Origin of the sequence: Pontibacter sp. E15-1 (assembly GCF_022601975.1) — a bacterium.
Taxonomy (GTDB): domain Bacteria; phylum Bacteroidota; class Bacteroidia; order Cytophagales; family Hymenobacteraceae; genus Pontibacter.
Window position 1 is genome coordinate 110,268 of record NZ_JAKVIR010000010.1, and the last position, 21,293, is coordinate 131,560.

A 21,293-nucleotide genomic window follows, 5' to 3' on the forward strand; every position below is an offset into this window, starting at 1 on the left:
ATCTCACCTACCTCGCCTAACCATGGAGCTTTTCAAACAAACTTGTCTGCAGTGTAGCAAAGTTATCACGCAAGCCTACAGCACTTCCTTTACGCTGGGCATCAAAACACTCGATAAGAAGTTCCACATGCCAATCTACGCCATTTATGGCTTTGTGCGCTGCGCCGATGAGATTGTGGACACCTTCCATGAGTATGACAAGCGCCAACTCCTGGCCGATTTCGAAAAGCAGACCTACCAGGCCATTGACTCCGGCATCAGCCTGAACCCCGTGCTGCACGCATTCCAGTGCGTGGCGAATGAGTACAAAATCGACAAAGCCTATATCGCCGCTTTCCTCAAAAGCATGGCGATGGACCTGGACGACCATACGTATGACTGCTCCCTCTACAAAGAGTACATCTATGGCTCGGCGGAGGTGGTGGGGCTAATGTGCCTGAAAGTATTTTGCGAGGGAGACGGGGAGATGTTCGAGCGCCTGAAGAAGTCTGCCTGCAGCCTTGGGGCTGCCTTTCAGAAAGTAAACTTCCTCCGCGACATGCGAAGCGACTACAAGGATAGGGGGCGGGTGTACTTCCCGAAAGTGGAGTATATGAACTTTACCAACGCCTGCAAGGTTGAGATTGAGAAAGATATCCTGCAAGATTTTGAGGATGCCTATACCGGAATCATGGCGCTGCCTGCCTCCGCGCGCATGGGCGTCTACTTAGCTTACGTGTATTACCTCAAACTTTTCCGGAAGATTCAGAATCTGCCGGCAACCCATATCCTAAAAGAGCGCGTAAGAGTACCTGACAATACAAAGCTGGCACTACTGCTCGGCTCGTATCTCAAGTACCGATTTAACGCAATCTAATTCATGCCTAAATATTTTATTTGCCTGTTTCTGTTCCTGTTTATGTGCAGCAGCGTGTGGGCCGACAGTACCCGCTACAATGTGTCGCAGTTGCGCCTGCAGTACCTGCAAGCCAGCAAAGAGGAGGCCGTGGCGAAGGCATTCCACACCAAGATGAGTGCCTATACCGCTGGCGATCCGCTGGTGTTGGCCTATAAGGCGGTTTCGGAGGCGGTGATGGCCAAGTATGTCTGGAACCCCTACAGCAAGCTGAAGCAGATCAGGGCCGCCCTCGCCATATTCGATAGCGCCGTGGAAAAGGACAAGGTAAACCCTGAGATCCGTTTCCTCCGCTTTACGGTAGAGCACTACGTGCCGCGTTACCTAAACCTGAGCGAGCATGTGGAAGAGGACAAGAAGATGGTGATCAGCAGCCTGCAAGCTTACCCGAATGCTCAGATGTCGAAGCCTCTGGCGCGCACTATCCGGGATTTCCTGCTCACGAAAGACCACTGCACGGAAGCCGAGAAGGAGATTCTGCGCAATATTTCCATCTAAATGTACATCTACCTTTACCTGCACATCTTCACAATCTCCTTTCCCTTGCTGCTGTCCTTCGACAGGAAAGTAGCGTTCTACAAAAACTGGCCGGCCTTGTTCCCGGCCATTTTAGTGACTGCGCTTGTGTTTATGGTATGGGATGCCTGGTTCACCAGTCTGGGCGTGTGGGGATTCAACGAGAAGTACCTGATTGGCATTTACCTCTTCAACCTGCCCCTGGAGGAAGTCCTTTTTTTTGTGACGGTGCCCTACGCCTGCGTGTTTATATATGACGTGCTGAACGCCTACATACCCAGGGACCTGCTGCGCCCTTACGCTAAGGGTATCGCGCTTACTCTGATGGGGGGCTTGCTGCTCTTCGCTGTTTTTAACTTGCCGCGGCTTTATACCTCTATCACGTTTTTCGGGCTGGTGGTGATGCATCTGGTGCATCTGCGCTATTTCGGAACACAGTACCTGGGGCGTTTTTACCTGATGTACCTGGTGCACCTGGTGCCTTTCCTGCTCGTGAACGGGGTGCTGACGTATCTCCCGATAGTATGGTATAACAACGACTACAACCTCGGCCACCGCATCGTGTCCATACCTGTGGAGGACACCATGTACTCGATGCTGATGCTGATGCTAACTATTTCAGTATATGAGCGTTTGCGGCAACGAAAAAGGGCAAAACAATATGCGCCGTTAGCTGTATAGTATGGTATATGCAAAGCCTTCGCGTAACCATCGATACTGATTCTGGATTCTGCTTTGGAGTGGTGTACGCCATCCAGATGGCAGAGGACTTGCTGGATGAGCAAGGGTACCTGTATTGCCTGGGCGATATTGTGCACAACGACGAGGAGGTGGAGCGGCTGCAGAAGCGGGGCCTGCGCATCATCGACCATGCCCAGATGGCCGGGCTGCGGGAAGAGGCCGTGCTGATCCGGGCGCATGGCGAGCCCCCCGAAACGTATAAGCTGGCACTGCGCAACAACCTTACCCTGATCGACGCCTCCTGCCCGGTGGTGCTCAAGCTTCAGAACCGCATCAAAACCAGTTTCGATAAGAAGGAGAAGATTTACATCTATGGCAAGCACGGCCACGCCGAGGTTATGGGCCTGCTCGGGCAGACAGGCAATGAGGCTGTCGTGTTTGAGAGCATGACAGAGCTGCTGCAGCACGAGTTGCCCGATAACATCACCCTTTACAGCCAGACAACAAAAAGCACGGACAGTTTTTACCGCATCAAGCAGGAGCTGGAGGACCGGGGCTACGAAGTGAACGCCAACGACACCATATGCCGCCAGGTGTCGAACCGCGATAAAGTCCTGCGAAAGTTCGCAGAGAAGTTCGACAAGGTTATCTTTGTGTCGGGCACCAAATCCTCGAACGGGAAAGTGTTGTATAACGTCTGCAAGGAGACCAATCCGGCTACCTATTTCATCTCAAAAGTAGAAGAGATACAAACTGCCTGGTTTGAGGAGGGCGACAGCGTCGGGATCTGCGGCGCGACCTCAACCCCCATGTGGTTGATGGAGACTGTTCGGGATGCTTTGGAGGAGATCTCTCTGACGCAAAAGAAAGCACAAGGCCCGTTTTCGGCGGAGTAGGCAGAACACATCAAAGGTTCAGGCGGGTATAAACTGATGGCGACAAAAAAGCAAAGCGATTTCAGGGGAGTGGCAATTGCGGCGGTGATTATCGTTGGGTGGGCCGGGCTGCTGGCCTGGCTGTTGCAACGGCCTGTTTCATTTTCCTCCCCGCTGACCTACCTTTTCGTGTTGCTGCAAACCCACCTTTATACGGGCCTGTTTATCACGGCCCACGATGCCATGCACGGGGTTGTCGCGCCTGGGCACCGCCGGCTGAACAAGGGGATCGGAACGGTGGCGGCGTTTCTTTTTGCCTATAACTGGTATCCGCGCCTGCTGCCCCGGCACCACCAGCATCACCGCCACGTGGCCACCGAGCAGGATCCCGACTATCACGGTGGGGCTTTCTGGCCCTGGTATGTGAGTTTCCTCAGGCAGTACATCACTTGGTGGCAGTTGGTGCTCATGGCCCTGACGTTCAATCTGCTGAAGGCCTTCTTTCCGTTGGAAAACGTAGTGCTTTTTTGGATGCTTCCGGCTGTGCTGGCTACGTTTCAGCTATTTTACTTTGGCACCTACCTGCCCCATCGGGGCGAGCACGCCGAAGACAACCCACACAAATCCAGCACGCAAGCCAAGAACCATGTATGGGCCTTTGTGAGCTGCTATTTCTTTGGCTACCATTACGAGCATCACGACAAACCCTATCTGCCTTGGTGGAAACTGCACACGGCTAAAAGCTGACGCGAGACCCTTTTAAGAGGAATTCCAGAAAATGTGATAATATATGCAACTATAACTATATAGCTGGCGTACTATCATAAGCTTCCTGCAACGTGCGGTATCAGCTGTTGTCTTACATTTAACTTCTCTTGTATGAAATTGCCATTATCAGGTGTTTTTTTGGTGCTTATCTTATTGTTTGCCCCGCTCATGACCCCAACTGTGCAGGCGCAGGGAAAATTCGGTGGGCGAAAGATTGCTTCCTCATTAAAGGCAGGGGTCAATTTTGTCTGGCTCTCTGAGTTTGACAGCCAGGGGATCATGTTCACGAACAGATACCATCATTACGTGAGCGACAGGCTCGGTTTGGGGTTGCATGCCGGCCTGCTCTCAAGCGCCCGCTACGACGACGTGAAAAATATTTATACCATAAAGAACACCTACCTCGTCGGAGGGGCGGAGGCGAGCTTTGATATTCTGCAAAATGAGTCGGTGGCGTTTCGCATCGGTGCCGGCCCCATGGCCCGCCGCCGCTCGGAGCTTACCACAGATGAGGGCGTGGGGGGCACGCAGGATGGATCCCTGACGCACGTCAGAACGACAGATATCGGAGCGAACGCCTTCATAGAGAATGACTTCGGTATCCTGCGCAACGGCGTGGCTGGCGGCAGGATCGAGTACATGTATTATACCCAAGGCACACAGGTGCTGTCTATTGGAGTGCATCTTGGGTTCCAGTTTTAAAAAGTAGCCTGACCCGGATTTCGATTTACGCAAAATATCTTACTCCCCCATACTCCCTGACAAAGGTGGTATGGGGGAGTTTTTTTTGACTCTTGTGCGACCAGTGAACCTCTCTTGAAAACCTCTTTTCCTGCCTCATACGCAGGGCCCTTTCTCTACCATGAAGTAAACTGCACCACTGCCTGAAGCACATTCGCTAAACCGCTTTTTGTTATACCTGCCTCTGCTACGCTGCACGCATGCTTTCTCTTTCCATACCTCTACCTGCAGTGTACCGCTTTGACCACTTGCGGAAGTAAGTGCAGCGCGCCAACCCAGGCATGCCTATATCAAAAACACCATGACTTTGCTGGGTATACCGGTATGTGTGTTTTTCAATCGATTGACTATAAGTTATTTATTGGGTTTCAAGGTAAGGCCTGGCAATGGGTCGGCGCCTGGTGTTAGCCAGGATGCCTTCAGGGATGGGCGGTAGGACGGTATGGATCGACCGGTCTGAGTTTCTCCACAATTTCCCCGAAGCGTCATTTTCTTCCACTTCGCCCCACTTTTGGCAAGAATGCTTTTTGGTTAAATTGATTCTTTATGAGGAGGGTATAAATCGCTGTGATACAACGCGTTGCTATATGGCCTCTCGTATTGTAGTGAAATCCTATATAGAAAGCAAAAATACTTCTCCCCAAAATATGAACCCATGAATGTGGATAATGTGGATAAGTGGGGTGGATAACCATAATTTATCCACAAAGTGGTAAAAAGTGGTAGATTGTGGTTGATGGATTTTGCTGAATCGCTACATTTGTACAGTCCGAAATCCATACGGTCTAAACCTCTAAGCCTATGAACTTCCTCTCTGGCGAGTATGAGTGCAAGATTGACCCTAAAGGAAGATTGGTTTTACCTGCAAAGATAAAAACCAATCTGCCGGAGGAGTCTGGCAATCATGTGGTGCTGATGAGGGGGTTTGAGCCGTGTCTGGTACTGTACCCGAAGGCGGAATGGAAAGTGATTTACGACAAGGTGGCCGGGCTGAATGAGTTTAACGAGGAATACCGCCACTTTCAGCGGAACTTCTTCCGGGGGAACACCGAGATTGAGCTGGATGGGACCGGGCGTTTTATCGTGCCCAAAACCATGGCGCGTTTCGCCTCGCTGGAGAAAGAGGCCATTGTGGTGGGGCTGGGCAACCGCGTCGAAATCTGGAACCCAGAGCAGTACGAGGACTTCCTGATCAAGGACCAGCAGAATTTCTCACAACTCGCCCAGAAGTTTCTGGGCGATAAACCGGCTGAAGAGCCTTTGATTTAAGCATGGAATACCACCGTCCTGTCATGTTGGAGGAGTCTGTAGCGGCGCTGGCTATCAAGCCGGACGGGGTATACGTGGACGTGACCTTTGGCGGCGGCGGGCACTCGGCGCTTATCGCCAGCAAGCTCACCACCGGCAAGCTGTATGGCCTGGACCAGGACCGCGACGCGGAGGAAGAGTCGAAGAAGCTGGACAGCGGAACTTTTCAGTTTGTGCGCGCCAACTTCCGGGACCTGAAGAAATACCTGCGGCTATACCGGGTAACAGCGGTAGACGGCGTGCTGGCCGACCTGGGCGTGTCGTCGCATCAGTTTGATGTGCCGGAACGCGGCTTTTCCACCCGTTTCGATGGCCCTTTGGACATGCGCATGAACCCGGAAGCGGGCATCACCGCCCGGGAGGTGCTGGAAACCTACTCTGAGGAGCAGTTGCACCGCATTTTCGGGATATACGGCGAGGTGAAAAACGCAAAGACGCTGGCCCGCACCGTGGTGGAGAACAGAAACAGGCTGCCGCTGCACACGATCAGCGAGTTTAAACAAGCGATACGCTCCTGCACGCCCAAGGGCAAGGAGAATAAATACCTGGCGCAGGTCTTCCAGGCGCTCCGCATCGAAGTGAACGATGAGATGAAAGCGCTGGAGGAATTGCTGGAGCAGGCCACCGAGCTGCTGAAGCCCGGTGGGCGGCTGTCCGTCATTTCCTACCACTCGCTGGAAGACAGGCTGGTGAAGAACTTCATTGCCAAGGGCAAGTTTTTCGGGGAAGTGGAGAAAGACCTTTTCGGCAACGAGATAAAGCCGCTGGAGGCGGTGCACCGCAAACCGATAACACCAACGGAGGCCGAGCTGTTGCAGAACAGCCGCTCCAGGAGCGCAAAGCTAAGGGTGGCAGAGAAGAAGGAGGAGAGCGAAAGAAAGTAAACCTACGATTAGCTAACGAAAACATAGCACTATGGCTTCAAATGTATTAACGAAGAAGAAAGCAGACGCACCCAAGGGCAACCTGGCGCGTGTGAAGCCACAGCCTGAGAAGACGCCAAAGGCCAAGAAAGGCAGGAGCTTCAGTATTTTTGCCCTGCTAGACAAATACGCAAACGTAGATGCCCTGTTCGAGCACGGCGTGCCGCTCAAGTTCATGCCGCACGTGCTTTTCCTGACAGGCATCACCCTTTTCTATATCGGCAACACCCACTTTGCCGAGAAAACCATCCGCAGGATAGACAAGATTAAGGTAGAGACAGAAGACCTTCGCGCAGATTTCACGACGCTCAAGTCCGAATATATGGAGGCCAGCAAGCAATCGGAGGTGGCGCGCAACGTGGCGCCCCTTGGCCTGATCGAAAGCTCATCTCCGCCTTATCAAGTAATTGTGCCTGCCGATGAATATTAAGAAATCCATACTGGTGCGGGTGCGGGTGGCCTTTCTGGTCATCTGCCTTTTTGCGTGCGCGATCCTGTATAAGATCGTGCAGATTCAGTTTATGGACGGGCAGAAGTGGAAGAGCATCTCCAAGGAGCGCCGCATCTACTACAAGCCCGTGGCCGCCACGCGCGGAAATATCTTCTCCGACAACGGCAGTATCCTGGCCACCTCGCTTCCGTTCTACCGCGTGGCCATCGACCCTACTGTGGCGAAGGCAGAAGTGTTCAACAGCGGCGTGGACTCGCTGGCAGTAATGCTCGCGAAATTCTACGGCGACCGGTCCGTGGACTACTACAAGCGCAAGATCAAGAACGCGCGGCACTCCGACCGCCAGTACATCCGCCTCAACAGCCGCCAGATTAATTACCAGGAAAAGAAGATGATGGCCAAGTGGCCGATTTTCCGGGAAGGCAAGGGCCGTGGCGGCGTGATTTTCGAGAAGGTGGAGAAGCGCTTCAAGCCGTTCGGCATCCTGGCCGACCGCACCATCGGCTTCATCAACGAAGACAAGAACGGGGCGGGCCTGGAGTACAGCTTTAACCCCAACCTGGCAGGCACAGACGGTGAGGCACTGTTCGAGCGTATCGCAGGCGGCAGCAAACCCATCTACGACGGCACCGACGTGAAGCCGCAGCACGGCTACGACATCAAAACCACCATTGATATCAACTTGCAGGACGTGGCGGAGAACGCACTGTACAAGGCGCTGGAGAAAACCAACGCGGAGTATGGCTGTGTGATTATGATGGAGGTGAAAACCGGAGAAATCAAAGCCATTGCGAACCTGGGTAAAACCAAGGGCGGATATATAGAAGATTACAATTACGCGGTCGGAAACCAGGGGCGCACCGAGCCCGGCTCCACGTTTAAGCTGGCCTCGATGATGGCGCTGTTCGAGCACTCCCCGCACATCAACCTGACCGATACGATTGACACGGGCAATGGCCGCTACCGCATCAAGAACACCTACATGACCGATGCCAAAATCAATGGGTATGGCAAGCTGACGGTGCAGCAGGTGTTTGAGAAATCGTCGAACATCGGCGTGGCCAAACTAATGGAGGCGAACTTCAGCCAGGACCAGCAGGCCTATATAGATTACCTGCACAAGTTCGGCCTCAGCAGCACGCTTGGTTTCCAGATGGATGGGGAAGCTCGCCCCTACATGAAGAGCCCGCAGGACAAGAATTGGTATGGCACCACGCTTACGTCCATGGCCATTGGGTATGAGCTGAAGCTTTCTCCCCTCCAGACGCTGGCGCTATACAATGCGGTGGCCAACGACGGCGTGAAGATCCAGCCAATCATCGTGAAGGAAATCCGGAAGGCAGACAATGTGATCCAGTCGTTCAGCACACGGGTGCTGAACGAGAAGGTATGCTCCGACGAGACCCTGAAGAAATTGAAGGCCATGCTGGAAGGCGTGGTGGAACATGGCACGGCCAAAAACATCCATAGCAACGACTACAAAGTGGCCGGCAAGACTGGCACGGCGCGCAAAGTGAAAGACGGGCGCTACGTACGCGAGTACTCTACTTCCTTCGCAGGCTACTTCCCGGCAGACGACCCCAAGTACTCCTGCATCGTGATCATAGACAGTCCGCATGGCGTGAACGTGTATGGCGGCGATGTGGCAGCGCCCGTGTTCAAGGAACTGGCCGACAAGGCCTATGCCCGCGACCTGGCCATGCACAAGCCCATGCAGGCGCGCGTGGTGCCGAACAAAGACAGCCTGCCGCCGGTGTACACGGGCAATTTTGACGATCTGTCGGTAATCCTGAACAGGATCGGCATCAGCAACCACGGCGCTGTGGGCGCAGACGAAGAGTGGGTGAAGGTAGAGCAGCAACGCCGCTCCCTCAACTTCACGGCAAACCCGATGCTGGAAGGCAAGATTCCGGACGTGACGGGCATGACGCTCCGCGATGCCCTGTTTATACTGGGCAACCAGCACCTGGAAGTGCGTGTGGAAGGATCGGGCAAGCGGGTGCAGAAGCAGTCTGTCGCGCCTGGCACGGATATCATCAAAGACAAAAACATAACCATTACCCTTAGCTGATGCAGGTACTGCAAACCATACTCCGAGAGGTAGAAGTGTTGAGCACCCACGGTTCGCTGGAGGTGCCGGTTGCTGGCATTACGTTCGACTCGCGCCAGGTGCGTGAGGGCGTGGTGTTTGTGGCGGTACGCGGAGTGCAGACAGACGGGCACGACTATATAGCCAAGGCAGCGGAGGCCGGGGCGGTGGCCATTGTGTGCGAGGAACTGCCCGCCACTGTGCCGCAGGGTATACCCTTTGCGGTAGTGCAGAACACTGCGCAGGCTCTGGGGCAGATGGCCTCCGCTTTCTACGGCAACCCATCTGCCAAACTGAAGCTGGTAGGTATAACCGGCACCAACGGCAAAACCACTTCTGTCACACTATTGCACAAGTTGTTCCGGGAGCTGGGCTATCACGTGGGGCTGCTCTCCACCGTGCAAAACCAGATAGACGAGACGGTTATACCTGCCACCCATACCACCCCGGACGCGATGAAACTGAACGAGCTGTTGGCGCAAATGGTGAAAGCCGGATGCACCCACTGCTTTATGGAGGTGAGCTCGCATGCCATGGTGCAGCAGCGCGTGGCAGGCCTTACGTTTGCGGGCGGCGTGTTCACCAACATTACCCACGACCACCTCGACTACCACGGCACCTTCGATGAGTACATCAAAGCCAAGAAATCCTTTTTTGACATGCTGCCGAAAGGGGCCTTCGCGCTGATAAACGCAGACGACAAACGCGGGCCTGTGATGGTGCAGAACACCAAAGCCGACGTCCGCTACTTTGCCTTGCGCAAGGCCGTGGACTTTAAGGCCCGCATCATCGACAACACTCTGCAAGGGCTGCACCTGGAGGTGGACGGCCAGGAGATCTGGTGCAAGCTGATCGGGGCCTTTAATGCCTACAACCTGCTGAGTGCCTACGGCGTGGCGGTGCTGCTGGATGAAGACCCGGTGGAGGCGCTCACCGTACTCTCGAGCCTCGACTCCGCCGCGGGCCGTTTCGACTACCTCGTGTCGGAGGGCCAGATAACCGGCATCGTGGACTACGCCCATACCCCTGACGCGCTGGAGAACGTGCTGACCACCATTCAGCAAATCCGCAACCCGACGCAGCAGGTGATCACGCTGGTGGGCTGCGGCGGCAACCGCGATGCGGCGAAGCGCCCGATAATGGCCGACATCGCCTGCCGCTACAGCGACAAGGTGATCCTGACCTCCGATAACCCGCGCTTTGAGGAGCCACAGGCCATACTGGAAGAAATGCAGAAGGGCGTAAAGCCTCTCGACTATAAAAAGACCCTGACGGTGGTGGACCGCCGCGAGGCGATTAAAACCGCCTGTATGCTCGCCGAGCCGAACGACATTATCCTGGTGGCAGGCAAGGGCCACGAGACTTATCAGGAGGTAAAGGGCGTGCGGTATGATTTTGACGACAAGCAAGTGCTCAGGCAAATGCTTGCGCAGCTAGGGAAATAAACAGGAAGCCAGCATAAAAACTAAGCAATAGAAACCGAACACGATTAAATGCTCTACTACCTCTTCACATACCTCGACCGCGAATACGATTTTTTCGGAGCAGGTGTATTCCAATACATCTCTTTCCGGGCGGGTATGGCTACGCTGGTGTCGCTGCTGATTGCGATGATTTTTGGCGGGAAACTGATAAAAGTCCTGCAGCGCAAGCAGGTGGGGGAGAGCATCCGTGACCTTGGCCTGGAAGGGCAGTTGGAGAAGCGCGGTACCCCGACCATGGGCGGCCTCATCATCCTGTTTGCCATCCTGGTGCCGACGCTGCTTTTCGCAAGGCTCGATAATATCTACATTCTCCTGATGCTGGTGTCCACCGTCTGGTTGGGGCTGATCGGGTTTCTGGATGATTATATCAAGGTGTTCAAGAAGAACAAGGAGGGGCTAGCCGGGCGTTTCAAGATTCTGGGGCAGGTCGGCCTCGGGCTGATCGTGGGCCTGACGCTGTACTTCAGCGACGACGTAACGGTGCGGCAGTACGTGTTCTCCGACGGCTCGACCTCGGCGGTAAACGCAACCAGCAAGTTTATGGACGTCAAGTCGATGATCACCACCATCCCGTTCCGGAAGAACAACGAGCTGGACTACTGCAACCTGTTTGCGTTCGCAGGGCCGCTCTTTCAGGATTGGTCCTGTTATTTATACATCCCTTTCGTGATCCTGATCATCACGGCGGTATCGAACGGAGCCAACATCACCGACGGCATCGACGGCCTGGCGGCAGGCACCTCGGCCATTATCGGCATGACGCTGGCAATCTTCACCTACGTGTCGGGTAACACCATTTTCGCGGACTACCTCGACATCATGTTTATACCCAACTCCGGCGAGCTGGCCATTTTCTGTCTCGCCTTTGTGGGGGCCTGCGTGGGTTTCCTGTGGTATAACACCTATCCGGCCCAGGTATTTATGGGCGACACAGGCAGCCTGGCCATCGGGGGCATTATCGCCGTGCTGGCTCTGATCGTGCGGAAAGAACTGCTGATTCCGATCCTGTGCGGCATCTTCCTGGTAGAAAACCTGTCGGTGATGCTGCAGGTGAGTTACTTCAAGTACACGCGCAAGAAATACGGCGAGGGCCGGCGGATATTCAAAATGTCGCCGCTGCACCACCATTACCAGAAATCGGGCTATCACGAGTCGAAGATCGTGGGGCGCTTCTGGATCGTGGGCATCATGCTGGCCATCCTGACCTTGGCGACTTTGAAACTGCGATAAGCGTGGTGTTTCGTTTTTCGGAATTCGTTTTTAGATAAAACTCAAGTTTGAGCTATGGTGAATTTTACTGAATTGGATGTATGGAAAAAAAGCCGCGAATTGGCCAATGACATCTACAGTATTACGAAATCATTTCCTAAAGAAGAGTTATTCGGTTTGACGAATCAGATGAGGCGAGCAGCTGTATCGGTAGTGTCAAACATAGCAGAGGGCTGTGGGAGACAGCATACGAAAGATGCGATACAGTTCTTTTACATTGCCAGAGGCTCTGCTTTTGAACTGGAAGCTCAGGTGCTGATTGCTTATGACCAAAAATACCTGGCAGAAAGTATACTGGAGTCGACTCTGGAGCAGCTAGCTAAATGCAAGCAATTGCTAAACGGCTTCATTAATTACTACAAGAATCGTTCAGCGAAAAACGATACACGAAACACGAACAACGAACAATGAGAATAGCGATACTAGGAGCAGGAGAGAGTGGAGTAGGGGCCGCTTTGCTGGCAAAGGCAAAGGGGCTCGATGTGTTTGTGTCGGATATGGGGGAGATAAAGGAGCAGTATAAAGCCAAGCTGGCCACGGCGGCCATACCCTTTGAGGAGGGAACGCATACGCTCGAAAAGATCCTGAGTGCAAAAGAGATCATCAAGAGCCCGGGCATTCCCGACAAGGCTTCGATTATACAGGAGGCGATGAAACGCGACATCCCGATCATCTCGGAGATTGAGTTTGCCGGGAGGTATACCGATGCCAGGTTTATCTGCATCACGGGCACCAACGGCAAAACGACGTCCACGCTCCTGACATACCATTTGCTGAAGAGCGCAGGCATCAACGTGGGTCTGGCCGGTAATATCGGCGAGAGCCTGGCGGAGAAGGTGATCGACAACAAGCACGACTATTACGTGGTGGAGCTGAGCAGCTTCCAGCTGGATAACATGTACCAGTTCAAGGCGCACATCGCCGTGCTCACCAACATCACCCCCGACCACCTTGACCGCTATGAGTATAGTATGGAGAAGTATGCCGCGTCTAAAATGCGTGTGGCGCAAAACATGACCGGTGCCGACTTCTTCCTCTACAATGCCGACGACGAGAACATCGCCAGGGCGTTTGATGGCGCGTCGTTTGCCGGCACAGCGGTGCCCTTCACCTTAAAAGGCGCCGACAAAGGCAAAGTATACCTCGAGGGGCAAAATATAAAAGTGGATGTGAAGTTTTATGAGGGGACGGTAGACACGTCTAAATCAAGCCTGATCGGGAAGCACAACCAGTACAACACCATGGCTGCCGTTGCCGTGGCCAAACTGCTGAAAGTGGAGGATGCTGTGATTGCGCAGGCCCTCGAGACCTTCCAGAACGCAGACCACCGCTTGCAGGAGGTTGGCGTTGCAAAGGAAGTGACCTATATAAACGACTCGAAAGCCACCAACGTGGAGGCAGTGTGGTACGCGCTGGAAGGCATTAAGCAGCCCATCATCTGGATTGCGGGCGGCGTGGACAAAGGCAACGACTACAGCAGCCTGGTAGAACTGGCCCGTGAGAAAGTGAAAGTGCTCGTGTGCCTGGGCAAAGACAACCAGAAGTTGAAAGAGGCCTTCGGGAGAGTGGTGCCGATTATTGCGGAAACCACCTCCATCGACTACGCCGTGCGCCTGAGCCGCTCGCTGGCAACGCCCGGAGACGTGGTGCTGCTGTCGCCGGCCTGCGCCAGCTTCGATTTGTTCGACAATTACGAGCACCGCGGGCAGCGTTTTAAGGAGGCCGTGGAAAAAATAGTGCTGAAGAAATAAGGTATACATAGCCAAAGCCAAAGGTTTATGATAAAGCAGTTGTTGCAGAAGAACATGAAGGGGGATGCCGTGTTATGGGGCATCGTGATCATCTTTTCGCTGATCAGCGTGGCCGTGGTGTATTCTGCGACGGGTACCCTGGCCTACAAGAAGATGGAGGGCAACACCGAGTATTTCCTCTTCAAGCACTCCTTTCTGATCATCGTTGGGCTTGCCTTTATGTGGGCCGCCCACAAAATCAACTACCGCTATTACTCGAAGCTGTCGTTACTGGCCCTGATTTTATCGGCCCCCTTGCTGATCATCACCTACTTCTATGGCTCGAACATCAACGAGGCCTCCCGCTGGATCACGATTCCGGTGATCAACCAGACATTCCAGCCATCGGATTTGGCCAAACTGGCGCTTATCTCATACCTGGCCAGCATGCTGTCGAAGCGGCAGCAGGTGCTGCACGACTTTAAGGGAACCCTGATGCCTATCTTTGGCTGGACCGTTTTCATTTGCGCCTTTATCGCGCTTACCAACACCTCTACCGCTGTTTTGCTTTTTGCCACGTGCCTGTTGCTGATGTTCATTGGCCGTGTGCCAATAAAGTTTCTGGCCGGCGTGGTAGTGGTAGGTATCGTAGCGGGAGGCATCGGTTTGGCGGTCGGGCAGCGTATGGACACGGCCATTAGCCGCGTGCAGGATTTCATGGACCCGAATGAGGTGCCCTTCCAGCTGGAGCAGTCCTATATAGCCATCGCCACAGGCGGCGTGGTGGGCAAGGGGCCCGGCAACAGCGACCAGCGCGACATCCTGCCCCACCCATACTCCGACTTTATCTACTCCATCATTCTGGAGGAATACGGCCTGATAGGCGGTGTGACTGTCCTGTTTATGTACCTCGCGCTCCTCTACCGCGGCCTCGTGACCGTGAGCAAGAGCAATGGCGCGTTCGGCGGACTCCTGTCTGCCGGGCTTAGCTTTAGCCTGGTACTGCAGGGGATGGTGAACATGGCCGTGGCCGTGGGCCTGGGTCCGATCACGGGTCTGCCACTGCCCTTGCTGAGTATGGGCGGTACCTCGCTGATCTTTACCGGTATCTCCATCGGGATTATCCTGAGTGTGAGCCGCAGCGAGGACGACCTGGAGCGCAACGCCATGGCCACTACCGTGAACAAACCGCTAAACGCACCCGTGAATGCCTAAGCCGAACCGACCATATCGCATCATCATCAGCGGGGGCGGCACCGGCGGGCACATCTACCCGGCCGTGGCCATCGCTAACCAGCTGAGAGCCGTGAACCCGGATGCAGACATTCTGTTTGTCGGGGCCAAGGGGCGCATGGAAATGACCCGGGTGCCGGAGGCAGGCTATAAGATCGTGGGACTCTGGATCAGTGGGCTGCAGCGCCGTCTCACTTTGGATAACCTGTCTTTTCCGCTGAAGGTGTTTTCCAGTGTGCGTGCAGCGCATAAAATCATACAGGAGTTTAAGCCCGACGCTGTGGTGGGTATGGGCGGCTATGCCAGCGGTCCGCTGCTGTATGCCGCTACGGCCCGAAACATACCCGCCCTTATTCAGGAGCAGAATTCGTATGCGGGCATAACCAACAAGCTGCTGGCCAGGCGTGTGGACCGGGTCTGTGTGGCCTATCCGAACATGCAGCGGTTTTTCCCCGCCGAAAAGCTGGTGCTGACCGGTAACCCGGTGCGCAGCGACATCATGGACAGCCAGCAGAAGCGGCAGGAGGCCTTGCAGCACTTTGGCCTGGTGGGCACGAAGAAAACGATCCTGGTGATTGGCGGGAGCCTGGGCGCCCGAACCATCAACCATAGCATTGCGGCCGGGCTGCAGCAGATACTGGAGGCAGGCCACCAGCTGATCTGGCAAACCGGCAAAGCCTATATAGCCGAGGCGCAGGCGCTGGAGGAGAAACACAAAGCACAGGACGTACGCGCCTTCGACTTTATCCGGCGCATGGACCTGGCCTATGCCGCCGCTGACGTCGTGATCTCGCGTGCGGGGGCGCTTTCTATCTCGGAGCTGTGCCTGGCAGGCAAACCCGCGGTGCTGGTGCCCTCGCCCAATGTGGCAGAAGACCACCAGACGAAAAACGCCATGGCCCTGGTAGAGCAGCACGCGGCCCTGCTGGTGCGCGATGCCGAGGCGGCAGAGAAACTGATCCCGACGGCACTGGAGCTAACCGGGGACGAGCAGGAGCAAAAGCGCCTTCAGGCCAATATCCTGAAAATGGGGCGCCCCAATGCAGCTGTAGAAATTGTGAACGAGCTTTTGAAACTGATCAAATGAAACTGGAGGACTATTCATACATCTACTTCCTGGGCATCGGCGGCATCGGTATGAGCGCCATTGCCCGCTGGTTCAACGCCAAGGGCTACCCGGTGTGGGGGTATGACAAGACGCGCACCGCCCTGACCGAGACCCTGGAACAGGAGGGAATCGGCGTGCATTATACCGATGATGTGAGCCTGCTGCCGCGCGAGGTGCTCCAGCACAAAGCAGAGACCCTGGTCGTGCTGACACCAGCCATACCGGCCAACCACACGGAATGGGCCTACCTGAAAGCCGAAGGCTATACCATCAAAAAGCGTTCGGAGGTGTTGGGCATCATCACGGCTTCGGCCTATACCGTGGCAGTGGCCGGCACGCATGGCAAAACCACCACCTCCTCCATCGTGACGCACCTGCTGCACCACGCTGGCGTAGACTGCTCGGCCTTTCTGGGCGGCATTGCCACCAACCTCAACTCCAACTTGCTGATAGGCAGCGGCGACACAGCGCAGGAAGTGATTGTGGTGGAGGCCGATGAGTATGACCGGTCTTTCCTAACGCTCTTCCCGGATGTGGCCATCGTAACCTCCGCAGACCCGGACCATCTGGACATATATGGCGACAAGGAGGAACTGATCCGCACTTTCCAGCGGTTCGTGAGCCAGATAAAGCCCGGCGGCTACCTGTTTATACACCACAGCGTGGATGCGCGCCTGACGGATACGGTACAGCAAGGGGTACGGGTGGTAACGTATGGTTTAGACAGCGGGGAAGCGCACTTGCAACAGCTGCAGATCAACGGCCGCTGGTTCGAGTTTGATGCCGTGAGCCCTTTCGGGAACGTCACGGGGTTGCGCCTCGGTGTGCCTGGCTTCCACAACGCGGAGAACACCCTGGCTGCCCTGCTGGCGGCGCAGGTATTGCAGGTGCCGGGGCAGGAAATCCGGAGTGGCGTGGAGTCGTTTACGGGTGTGAAGCGCCGCTTCGAGTTTGTGTACGAATCCAAGAAAAAAGTATACATTGACGATTACGCACACCACCCCAAAGAGATCGACGCATTCATGACTTCGCTGCGTGCGCTCTACCAAAACAAGAGAATTTTAGTGATATTTCAGCCCCACCTTTTCAGCCGCACGCGCGACTTTGCAGACGAGTTCGCAGAGAGCCTGAGCAAGGCTGATAAACTGATATTGCTGGATATATACCCCGCACGGGAAAATCCCATCCCGGGAGTGACTTCAGACATGATTTTGGCGAAGGTACAGTGCCCCGAAAAAATGCTGTTGCGCAAAGAGGAAGTGTTGGAAAAACTGTCCAAAAACACGGATTTCGATGTTTTAGCAACTATTGGCGCAGGAGACATCGACATGCTAGTCAGGCCATTAAGAATTTTTTTAGAAAATAACGGAGATGGGCTTGAATAGTAAGATAAAATCTTTAATTTTTGCAGGTTGTAGCGTGGCTACAATGGGTGCTTTGGCGGCATTTGCGTCTTCGCGGCAGAATGAAAAGATATGTGAAAAAGTGTCAATTTCTATTGATAATGAGTACAATAATTACTTTATTAGCGATAAGGAGGTTCGGGATTTGCTCACGCGTGAAGGCGAGCGGAAACTGGAGGGCCTATCGAACCGGGACATCGATCTGAAAAACCTGGAAAAACGCATCGAGACAAACAAGTTTGTGAAAGAAGCGGAGGTTTCCAGGGGATTAGACGGTAACGTGCATGTGCAGGTAAAGCAGACAAGGCCTATAGCAAGAATTATACGACCAAACCAACAGGATGTCTACATAGACGCAGAGGGCGGCATACTGCCCTTGTCCGACAGATACACCGCTCGTGTAATCCCCATTACAAAGTCAACACTTATTAAGGCATCTGACAGTGGATTCTTTCAGGATTCCACAGGCCAGTCTTACCTTTCTTTGTTGGAGTTTATTGAGCAGGACGCGTTTTGGAAAGCGCAGCTTGCCCAAATGCACATCAACGGTGCGGGCGAGGTGTCGTTTTTGCCCCAGGTGGGCGAGCACACCATCGAGTTTGGCAAGCCCGTCAGGGTGGAGCAGAAATTTAAAAAGTTAATGATCTTCTATAAGGAAGTGCTGCCCTCGATGGGCTGGGACCGATACAAGAGAGTTAACGTGGAGTACGAAGATCAGATTATTTGCGAATAACACATAAAGATATGCAGAACGACAAAATAGTAGTAGGCTTGGATATTGGCACAACCAAAGTTTGCGCACTTGTAGGTCGTAAAAACGAGTTTGGCAAGCTGGAGATATTAGGGATGGGAAAGGCTGCCTCAGAAGGGGTAGTTCGTGGCATAGTAAGCAATATCGACAAAACAGTAGAAGCCATCCGGAAAGCGATTAGACAGGCTGAGGAGCAGTCGGGGATTAACATTGGCGTGGTGAACGTGGGCATAGCAGGGCAGCATATCAAGAGCCTGCAGCACAACGGCAGCATCACCCGCCAGGTAACCGACCATGAGATTACAGTGGATGACGTGAACCGCCTCACCAACGACATGTACCGCCTCGTGACGCCTCCCGGCAGCGAGATCATACATGTGATGCCGCAGGAGTACAAGGTAGACTATGAAGAGGGTATCGTGGACCCGGTGGGGATGTCGGGCGTGCGCCTGGAGGGGAACTTCCACATCATCACCGCGCAATCGAATGCCATCAACAACATCAACAAGTGCGTGACGCGCGCAGGACTGGAAGTGGACCAGTTGATCCTGGAACCCCTGGCCTCCAGCATGTCGGTGCTGAGCGACGAGGAGAAGGAAGCAGGCGTGGCACTGGTGGACATCGGCGGGGGCACAACGGATTTAGCAATCTTCAAAGACAATATAATTCGCCATACGGCAGTTTTACCTTTTGGAGGAAATATCATAACTTCGGACATTAAACAAGGCTGCCTGGTGATGCAAAACCAGGCAGAGCAGTTGAAGGTGAAGTTCGGAAGAGCCATTGCCGATGAGGCCTCTGAGAATGAGATCGTCTCTATCCCGGGATTGCGCGACCGTACGCCAAAAGAGATATCACTCAAAAACCTGGCCTATATCATCGAAGCCAGGATGGAGGAAATTGTTGAGTTGGTGTATGCGGAAATAGTGCGCTCCGGGTATGGAAACAGCCTGGCAGGAGGCATCGTGGTAACGGGAGGGGGCTCCCAGTTACAGAACCTTGTGCAGCTAGTGGAGTACATCACAGGGATGGACACACGAATCGGGTATCCGAACGAGCACTTGGGAAGGTCGAAGATCGATGCCGTGAAAAGCCCGATGTATGCGACGAGTGTCGGGTTGGTGCTGGCCGGCTATCAGCCGCTGGACCAACGCGTGGAGCGGTATTCCGGTGCCGACGAGCAGCCGGTGTACCAGAAGCCGCACACAGAGCCGAAGGGCGCAACAGGCGGTGGCAACACGGGCGGAGGAGGCCTGCTTCAGAAACTGAAGGGCTTTTTATCCGACGACATCGACAACAAACAAAGTTATTAACCCATTTAGAGCAGGAGAAATTAGCATGAGTTCAATGTATACGTTTGACTTGCCAGCCAACGGCAAGTCTATCATAAAAGTAATTGGCGTGGGGGGTGGCGGCAGTAATGCCGTGAACCACATGTATAGCCAAGGCATCAAAGACGTTGAGTTTATCATCTGTAACACCGACGCGCAGGCCCTGAAAAGCAGCAGCGTGCCCAACAAGCTCGCCATCGGCCAGAACCTGACCGAAGGACTTGGCGCGGGTGCCAACCCCGAGAAGGGCAAGCACGCCGCCCTGGAGAGCAAGGAGGAGATACGCGAGATGCTGAGCGCCGATACCAAGATGGTCTTTATCACGGCGGGTATGGGCGGTGGAACCGGTACAGGTGCCGCGCCCGTGATTGCCAAGGTAGCCAAAGAACTCGGCATCCTGACGGTGGGCATCGTTACGGCTCCTTTCGCCTTCGAAGGCAAAAAGAAGAAAACAGCTGCCGAGAACGGGGTGAAGGAACTGAGCGAGAACTGCGACACGATCCTGGTGATCCTGAACGACAAGCTGCGCGAGATGTTCGGCAACCTGACCATCCGCGAGGCATTCGCCAAGGCCGACAACGTCCTGACAACAGCGGCAAAGTCTATCGCTGAGATCATCACGGTGACAGCCGAGGTGAACGTGGACTTTGAAGACGTGAAAACAGTAATGAAAGACTCTGGTGCTGCAGTGATGGGTTCTGCAACCACAGAGGGCGAGGGCCGTGCCCTGCGTGCCGCCGAAGAGGCGCTTTCATCTCCTTTGCTCAATAACACCGATATCCACGGTGCCCAAAAAATCCTGCTCTCTATCATGTCTGGCGAGCAGGCCGAACTGGAAATGGATGAGTTGACAGAAATCACAGAGTATATTCAGGATAAAGCTGGCCAGGAGGCTGAGGTGATCTTCGGGCACGGTATAGACTCTTCGCTTGGGCAGAGCATTCGGGTAACGGTTATCGCAACCGGTTTCGCCAGCGATGCCGAGAGCATCATCGAGCCAAAGAAAACGGTCTTTGATCTGGAGAGCCAAAAAAAAATTGAAACAGTAGAGGCCGCTAGGCCGGAGCCTGAGGTAGCCGCGTTTGTGTCGCGCCCGGTGGCACCGTCGCCTGTTGCGCCAACCACTCCGCCACAGCAGTCGCAAAGCCCGTCTCAGCCAACGTTTGAGCAACCTGCCAGACGCCCTGAGCCACATCCAGTGCAGCCGCAGCCAATTGTGTTCGAACTGGATGGGAATGTGCACAACAACGCTGCCTCATCAGGCAAGCAGGACGAAGAAAGCGCCGACACGCGTGAGCGCGAGGCTACCCGACGCCAGTCCGAAGACCGAGAAGTGATGAAGCGGCACGCAGAAGAGCGCCGTGAGCGCTTGCGCATGCTCAGCTCTGAGATAACGTCTGAGGCAATCAAGGAAAAGCTGGACACGCCTGCTTACCTGCGTCGCAATGTGGCCCTGGATCGGGTGTCCCATTCGTCAGAGCGCAACATTTCCCGTTTCAACCTCAACGACGATAACGAGATATTAGGTGATAATCGTTTTCTACACGATAATGTAGACTAGTGCTTTGCCAAATTAAAAATTAGAAATTAAGAATTAGAAATGAGGTATAAAAGCCGTTCTATTCATAATAAAAGCAAACGCTAATTCTGGTAATCAAATTGGTCGAGTACTAATCAGAAAAAAGCTTAACGGTATAAAAAAGCGCCTGCACACATTGTGCAGGCGCTTTTGCTTTT

At 54.2% G+C, this 21,293-nt stretch carries 20 protein-coding genes; all 20 read left to right on the top strand.

The features are described 5' to 3' along the window. Positions 1-22 precede the first annotated feature (22 nt). On the top strand, positions 23-856 hold the full coding sequence (locus tag MKJ04_RS08730; RefSeq protein ID WP_241641212.1) for a phytoene/squalene synthase family protein: 834 nt from the start codon (positions 23-25) through the stop codon (positions 854-856). 3 nt (positions 857-859) lie between these two features. Beyond that, the gene (locus MKJ04_RS08735; protein ID WP_241641213.1) at positions 860-1,393 is read left to right on the top strand and encodes a hypothetical protein; all 534 of its coding nucleotides are present in this window, start codon (positions 860-862) and stop codon (positions 1,391-1,393) included. Further along, the gene (locus MKJ04_RS08740; protein ID WP_241641214.1) at positions 1,394-2,092 is read left to right on the top strand and encodes a lycopene cyclase domain-containing protein; all 699 of its coding nucleotides are present in this window, start codon (positions 1,394-1,396) and stop codon (positions 2,090-2,092) included. An 8-nt stretch (positions 2,093-2,100) separates the two neighbouring features. Next, positions 2,101-2,988: a 4-hydroxy-3-methylbut-2-enyl diphosphate reductase gene (locus MKJ04_RS08745; RefSeq protein ID WP_241641215.1), complete on the top strand. Its 888-nt coding sequence runs from the start codon at positions 2,101-2,103 to the stop codon at positions 2,986-2,988. A gap of 36 nt (positions 2,989-3,024) precedes the next feature. Further along, positions 3,025-3,714, top strand: a complete 690-nt coding sequence (locus MKJ04_RS08750; RefSeq protein ID WP_241641216.1) for a fatty acid desaturase — start codon at positions 3,025-3,027, stop codon at positions 3,712-3,714. A 132-nt stretch (positions 3,715-3,846) separates the two neighbouring features. Then, positions 3,847-4,437, top strand: coding sequence for a hypothetical protein (locus MKJ04_RS08755; protein WP_241641217.1), 591 nt, complete (start codon positions 3,847-3,849; stop codon positions 4,435-4,437). Positions 4,438-5,277: 840 nt separating this feature from the next. Beyond that, complete coding sequence (gene mraZ / locus MKJ04_RS08760; protein ID WP_241641218.1) at positions 5,278-5,745, top strand: division/cell wall cluster transcriptional repressor MraZ; 468 nt, start codon at positions 5,278-5,280, stop codon at positions 5,743-5,745. 2 nt (positions 5,746-5,747) lie between these two features. Continuing rightward, positions 5,748-6,668 carry a 16S rRNA (cytosine(1402)-N(4))-methyltransferase RsmH gene (gene rsmH, locus MKJ04_RS08765; protein ID WP_241641219.1) on the top strand — a complete coding sequence of 307 codons (921 nt, stop codon included), beginning with the start codon at positions 5,748-5,750 and terminating at the stop codon, positions 6,666-6,668. 31 nt (positions 6,669-6,699) lie between these two features. Continuing rightward, a complete protein-coding gene (locus MKJ04_RS08770) occupies positions 6,700-7,137 on the top strand; it encodes an FtsL-like putative cell division protein (protein ID WP_241641220.1) in 438 nt (145 codons plus the stop codon). Further along, positions 7,127-9,229 carry a penicillin-binding protein gene (locus MKJ04_RS08775; protein ID WP_241641221.1) on the top strand — a complete coding sequence of 701 codons (2,103 nt, stop codon included), beginning with the start codon at positions 7,127-7,129 and terminating at the stop codon, positions 9,227-9,229. Before MKJ04_RS08770 ends, MKJ04_RS08775 begins: the two co-directional genes overlap by 11 nt. Further along, a complete protein-coding gene (locus MKJ04_RS08780; RefSeq protein ID WP_241641222.1) occupies positions 9,229-10,692 on the top strand; it encodes a UDP-N-acetylmuramoyl-L-alanyl-D-glutamate--2,6-diaminopimelate ligase in 1,464 nt (487 codons plus the stop codon). Before MKJ04_RS08775 ends, MKJ04_RS08780 begins: the two co-directional genes overlap by 1 nt. A gap of 48 nt (positions 10,693-10,740) precedes the next feature. Then, on the top strand, positions 10,741-11,961 hold the full coding sequence (mraY, locus tag MKJ04_RS08785; RefSeq protein ID WP_241641223.1) for a phospho-N-acetylmuramoyl-pentapeptide-transferase: 1,221 nt from the start codon (positions 10,741-10,743) through the stop codon (positions 11,959-11,961). A 54-nt stretch (positions 11,962-12,015) separates the two neighbouring features. Next, entirely contained in the window at positions 12,016-12,411 is a 396-nt protein-coding gene (locus MKJ04_RS08790; protein ID WP_241641224.1) for a four helix bundle protein, read from the top strand. Beyond that, positions 12,408-13,751: a UDP-N-acetylmuramoyl-L-alanine--D-glutamate ligase gene (murD, locus tag MKJ04_RS08795; RefSeq protein ID WP_241641225.1), complete on the top strand. Its 1,344-nt coding sequence runs from the start codon at positions 12,408-12,410 to the stop codon at positions 13,749-13,751. Before MKJ04_RS08790 ends, murD begins: the two co-directional genes overlap by 4 nt. A gap of 27 nt (positions 13,752-13,778) precedes the next feature. Further along, positions 13,779-14,945 (top strand): FtsW/RodA/SpoVE family cell cycle protein, encoded by a 1,167-nt coding sequence (locus tag MKJ04_RS08800; protein ID WP_241641226.1) that lies wholly within the window; start codon positions 13,779-13,781, stop codon positions 14,943-14,945. Next, entirely contained in the window at positions 14,938-16,050 is a 1,113-nt protein-coding gene (gene murG / locus MKJ04_RS08805; RefSeq protein ID WP_241641227.1) for an undecaprenyldiphospho-muramoylpentapeptide beta-N-acetylglucosaminyltransferase, read from the top strand. The genes MKJ04_RS08800 and murG overlap by 8 nt, the downstream gene beginning before the upstream one ends. Next, complete coding sequence (gene murC, locus MKJ04_RS08810) at positions 16,047-17,456, top strand: UDP-N-acetylmuramate--L-alanine ligase (RefSeq protein WP_241641228.1); 1,410 nt, start codon at positions 16,047-16,049, stop codon at positions 17,454-17,456. Before murG ends, murC begins: the two co-directional genes overlap by 4 nt. A 100-nt stretch (positions 17,457-17,556) precedes the next feature. Beyond that, positions 17,557-18,207, top strand: a complete 651-nt coding sequence (locus MKJ04_RS08815; RefSeq protein ID WP_241641230.1) for a cell division protein FtsQ/DivIB — start codon at positions 17,557-17,559, stop codon at positions 18,205-18,207. A gap of 11 nt (positions 18,208-18,218) precedes the next feature. Further along, entirely contained in the window at positions 18,219-19,538 is a 1,320-nt protein-coding gene (ftsA, locus tag MKJ04_RS08820; RefSeq protein WP_241641232.1) for a cell division protein FtsA, read from the top strand. A gap of 25 nt (positions 19,539-19,563) precedes the next feature. Next, complete coding sequence (gene ftsZ, locus MKJ04_RS08825; RefSeq protein WP_241641234.1) at positions 19,564-21,117, top strand: cell division protein FtsZ; 1,554 nt, start codon at positions 19,564-19,566, stop codon at positions 21,115-21,117. Positions 21,118-21,293 lie beyond the last annotated feature (176 nt).

Bases quoted from the DNA above. Each gene is read 5' to 3' on its own strand.
- MKJ04_RS08735 (WP_241641213.1), top strand. From the start codon at position 860: ATGCCTAAATATTTTATTTGCCTGTTTCTGTTCCTGTTTATGTGCAGC.
- MKJ04_RS08755 (WP_241641217.1), top strand. From the start codon at position 3,847: ATGAAATTGCCATTATCAGGTGTTTTTTTGGTGCTTATCTTATTGTTT.
- rsmH (WP_241641219.1), top strand. From the start codon at position 5,748: ATGGAATACCACCGTCCTGTCATGTTGGAGGAGTCTGTAGCGGCGCTG.
- MKJ04_RS08790 (WP_241641224.1), top strand. From the start codon at position 12,016: ATGGTGAATTTTACTGAATTGGATGTATGGAAAAAAAGCCGCGAATTG.
- mraY (WP_241641223.1), top strand. From the start codon at position 10,741: ATGCTCTACTACCTCTTCACATACCTCGACCGCGAATACGATTTTTTC.
- murG (WP_241641227.1), top strand. From the start codon at position 14,938: ATGCCTAAGCCGAACCGACCATATCGCATCATCATCAGCGGGGGCGGC.
- MKJ04_RS08780 (WP_241641222.1), top strand. From the start codon at position 9,229: ATGCAGGTACTGCAAACCATACTCCGAGAGGTAGAAGTGTTGAGCACC.
- MKJ04_RS08730 (WP_241641212.1), top strand. From the start codon at position 23: ATGGAGCTTTTCAAACAAACTTGTCTGCAGTGTAGCAAAGTTATCACG.
- MKJ04_RS08745 (WP_241641215.1), top strand. From the start codon at position 2,101: ATGCAAAGCCTTCGCGTAACCATCGATACTGATTCTGGATTCTGCTTT.
- ftsA (WP_241641232.1), top strand. From the start codon at position 18,219: ATGCAGAACGACAAAATAGTAGTAGGCTTGGATATTGGCACAACCAAA.
- murD (WP_241641225.1), top strand. From the start codon at position 12,408: ATGAGAATAGCGATACTAGGAGCAGGAGAGAGTGGAGTAGGGGCCGCT.
- ftsZ (WP_241641234.1), top strand. From the start codon at position 19,564: ATGAGTTCAATGTATACGTTTGACTTGCCAGCCAACGGCAAGTCTATC.
- MKJ04_RS08775 (WP_241641221.1), top strand. From the start codon at position 7,127: ATGAATATTAAGAAATCCATACTGGTGCGGGTGCGGGTGGCCTTTCTG.
- MKJ04_RS08740 (WP_241641214.1), top strand. From the start codon at position 1,394: ATGTACATCTACCTTTACCTGCACATCTTCACAATCTCCTTTCCCTTG.
- murC (WP_241641228.1), top strand. From the start codon at position 16,047: ATGAAACTGGAGGACTATTCATACATCTACTTCCTGGGCATCGGCGGC.
- MKJ04_RS08750 (WP_241641216.1), top strand. From the start codon at position 3,025: ATGGCGACAAAAAAGCAAAGCGATTTCAGGGGAGTGGCAATTGCGGCG.
- mraZ (WP_241641218.1), top strand. From the start codon at position 5,278: ATGAACTTCCTCTCTGGCGAGTATGAGTGCAAGATTGACCCTAAAGGA.
- MKJ04_RS08800 (WP_241641226.1), top strand. From the start codon at position 13,779: ATGATAAAGCAGTTGTTGCAGAAGAACATGAAGGGGGATGCCGTGTTA.
- MKJ04_RS08770 (WP_241641220.1), top strand. From the start codon at position 6,700: ATGGCTTCAAATGTATTAACGAAGAAGAAAGCAGACGCACCCAAGGGC.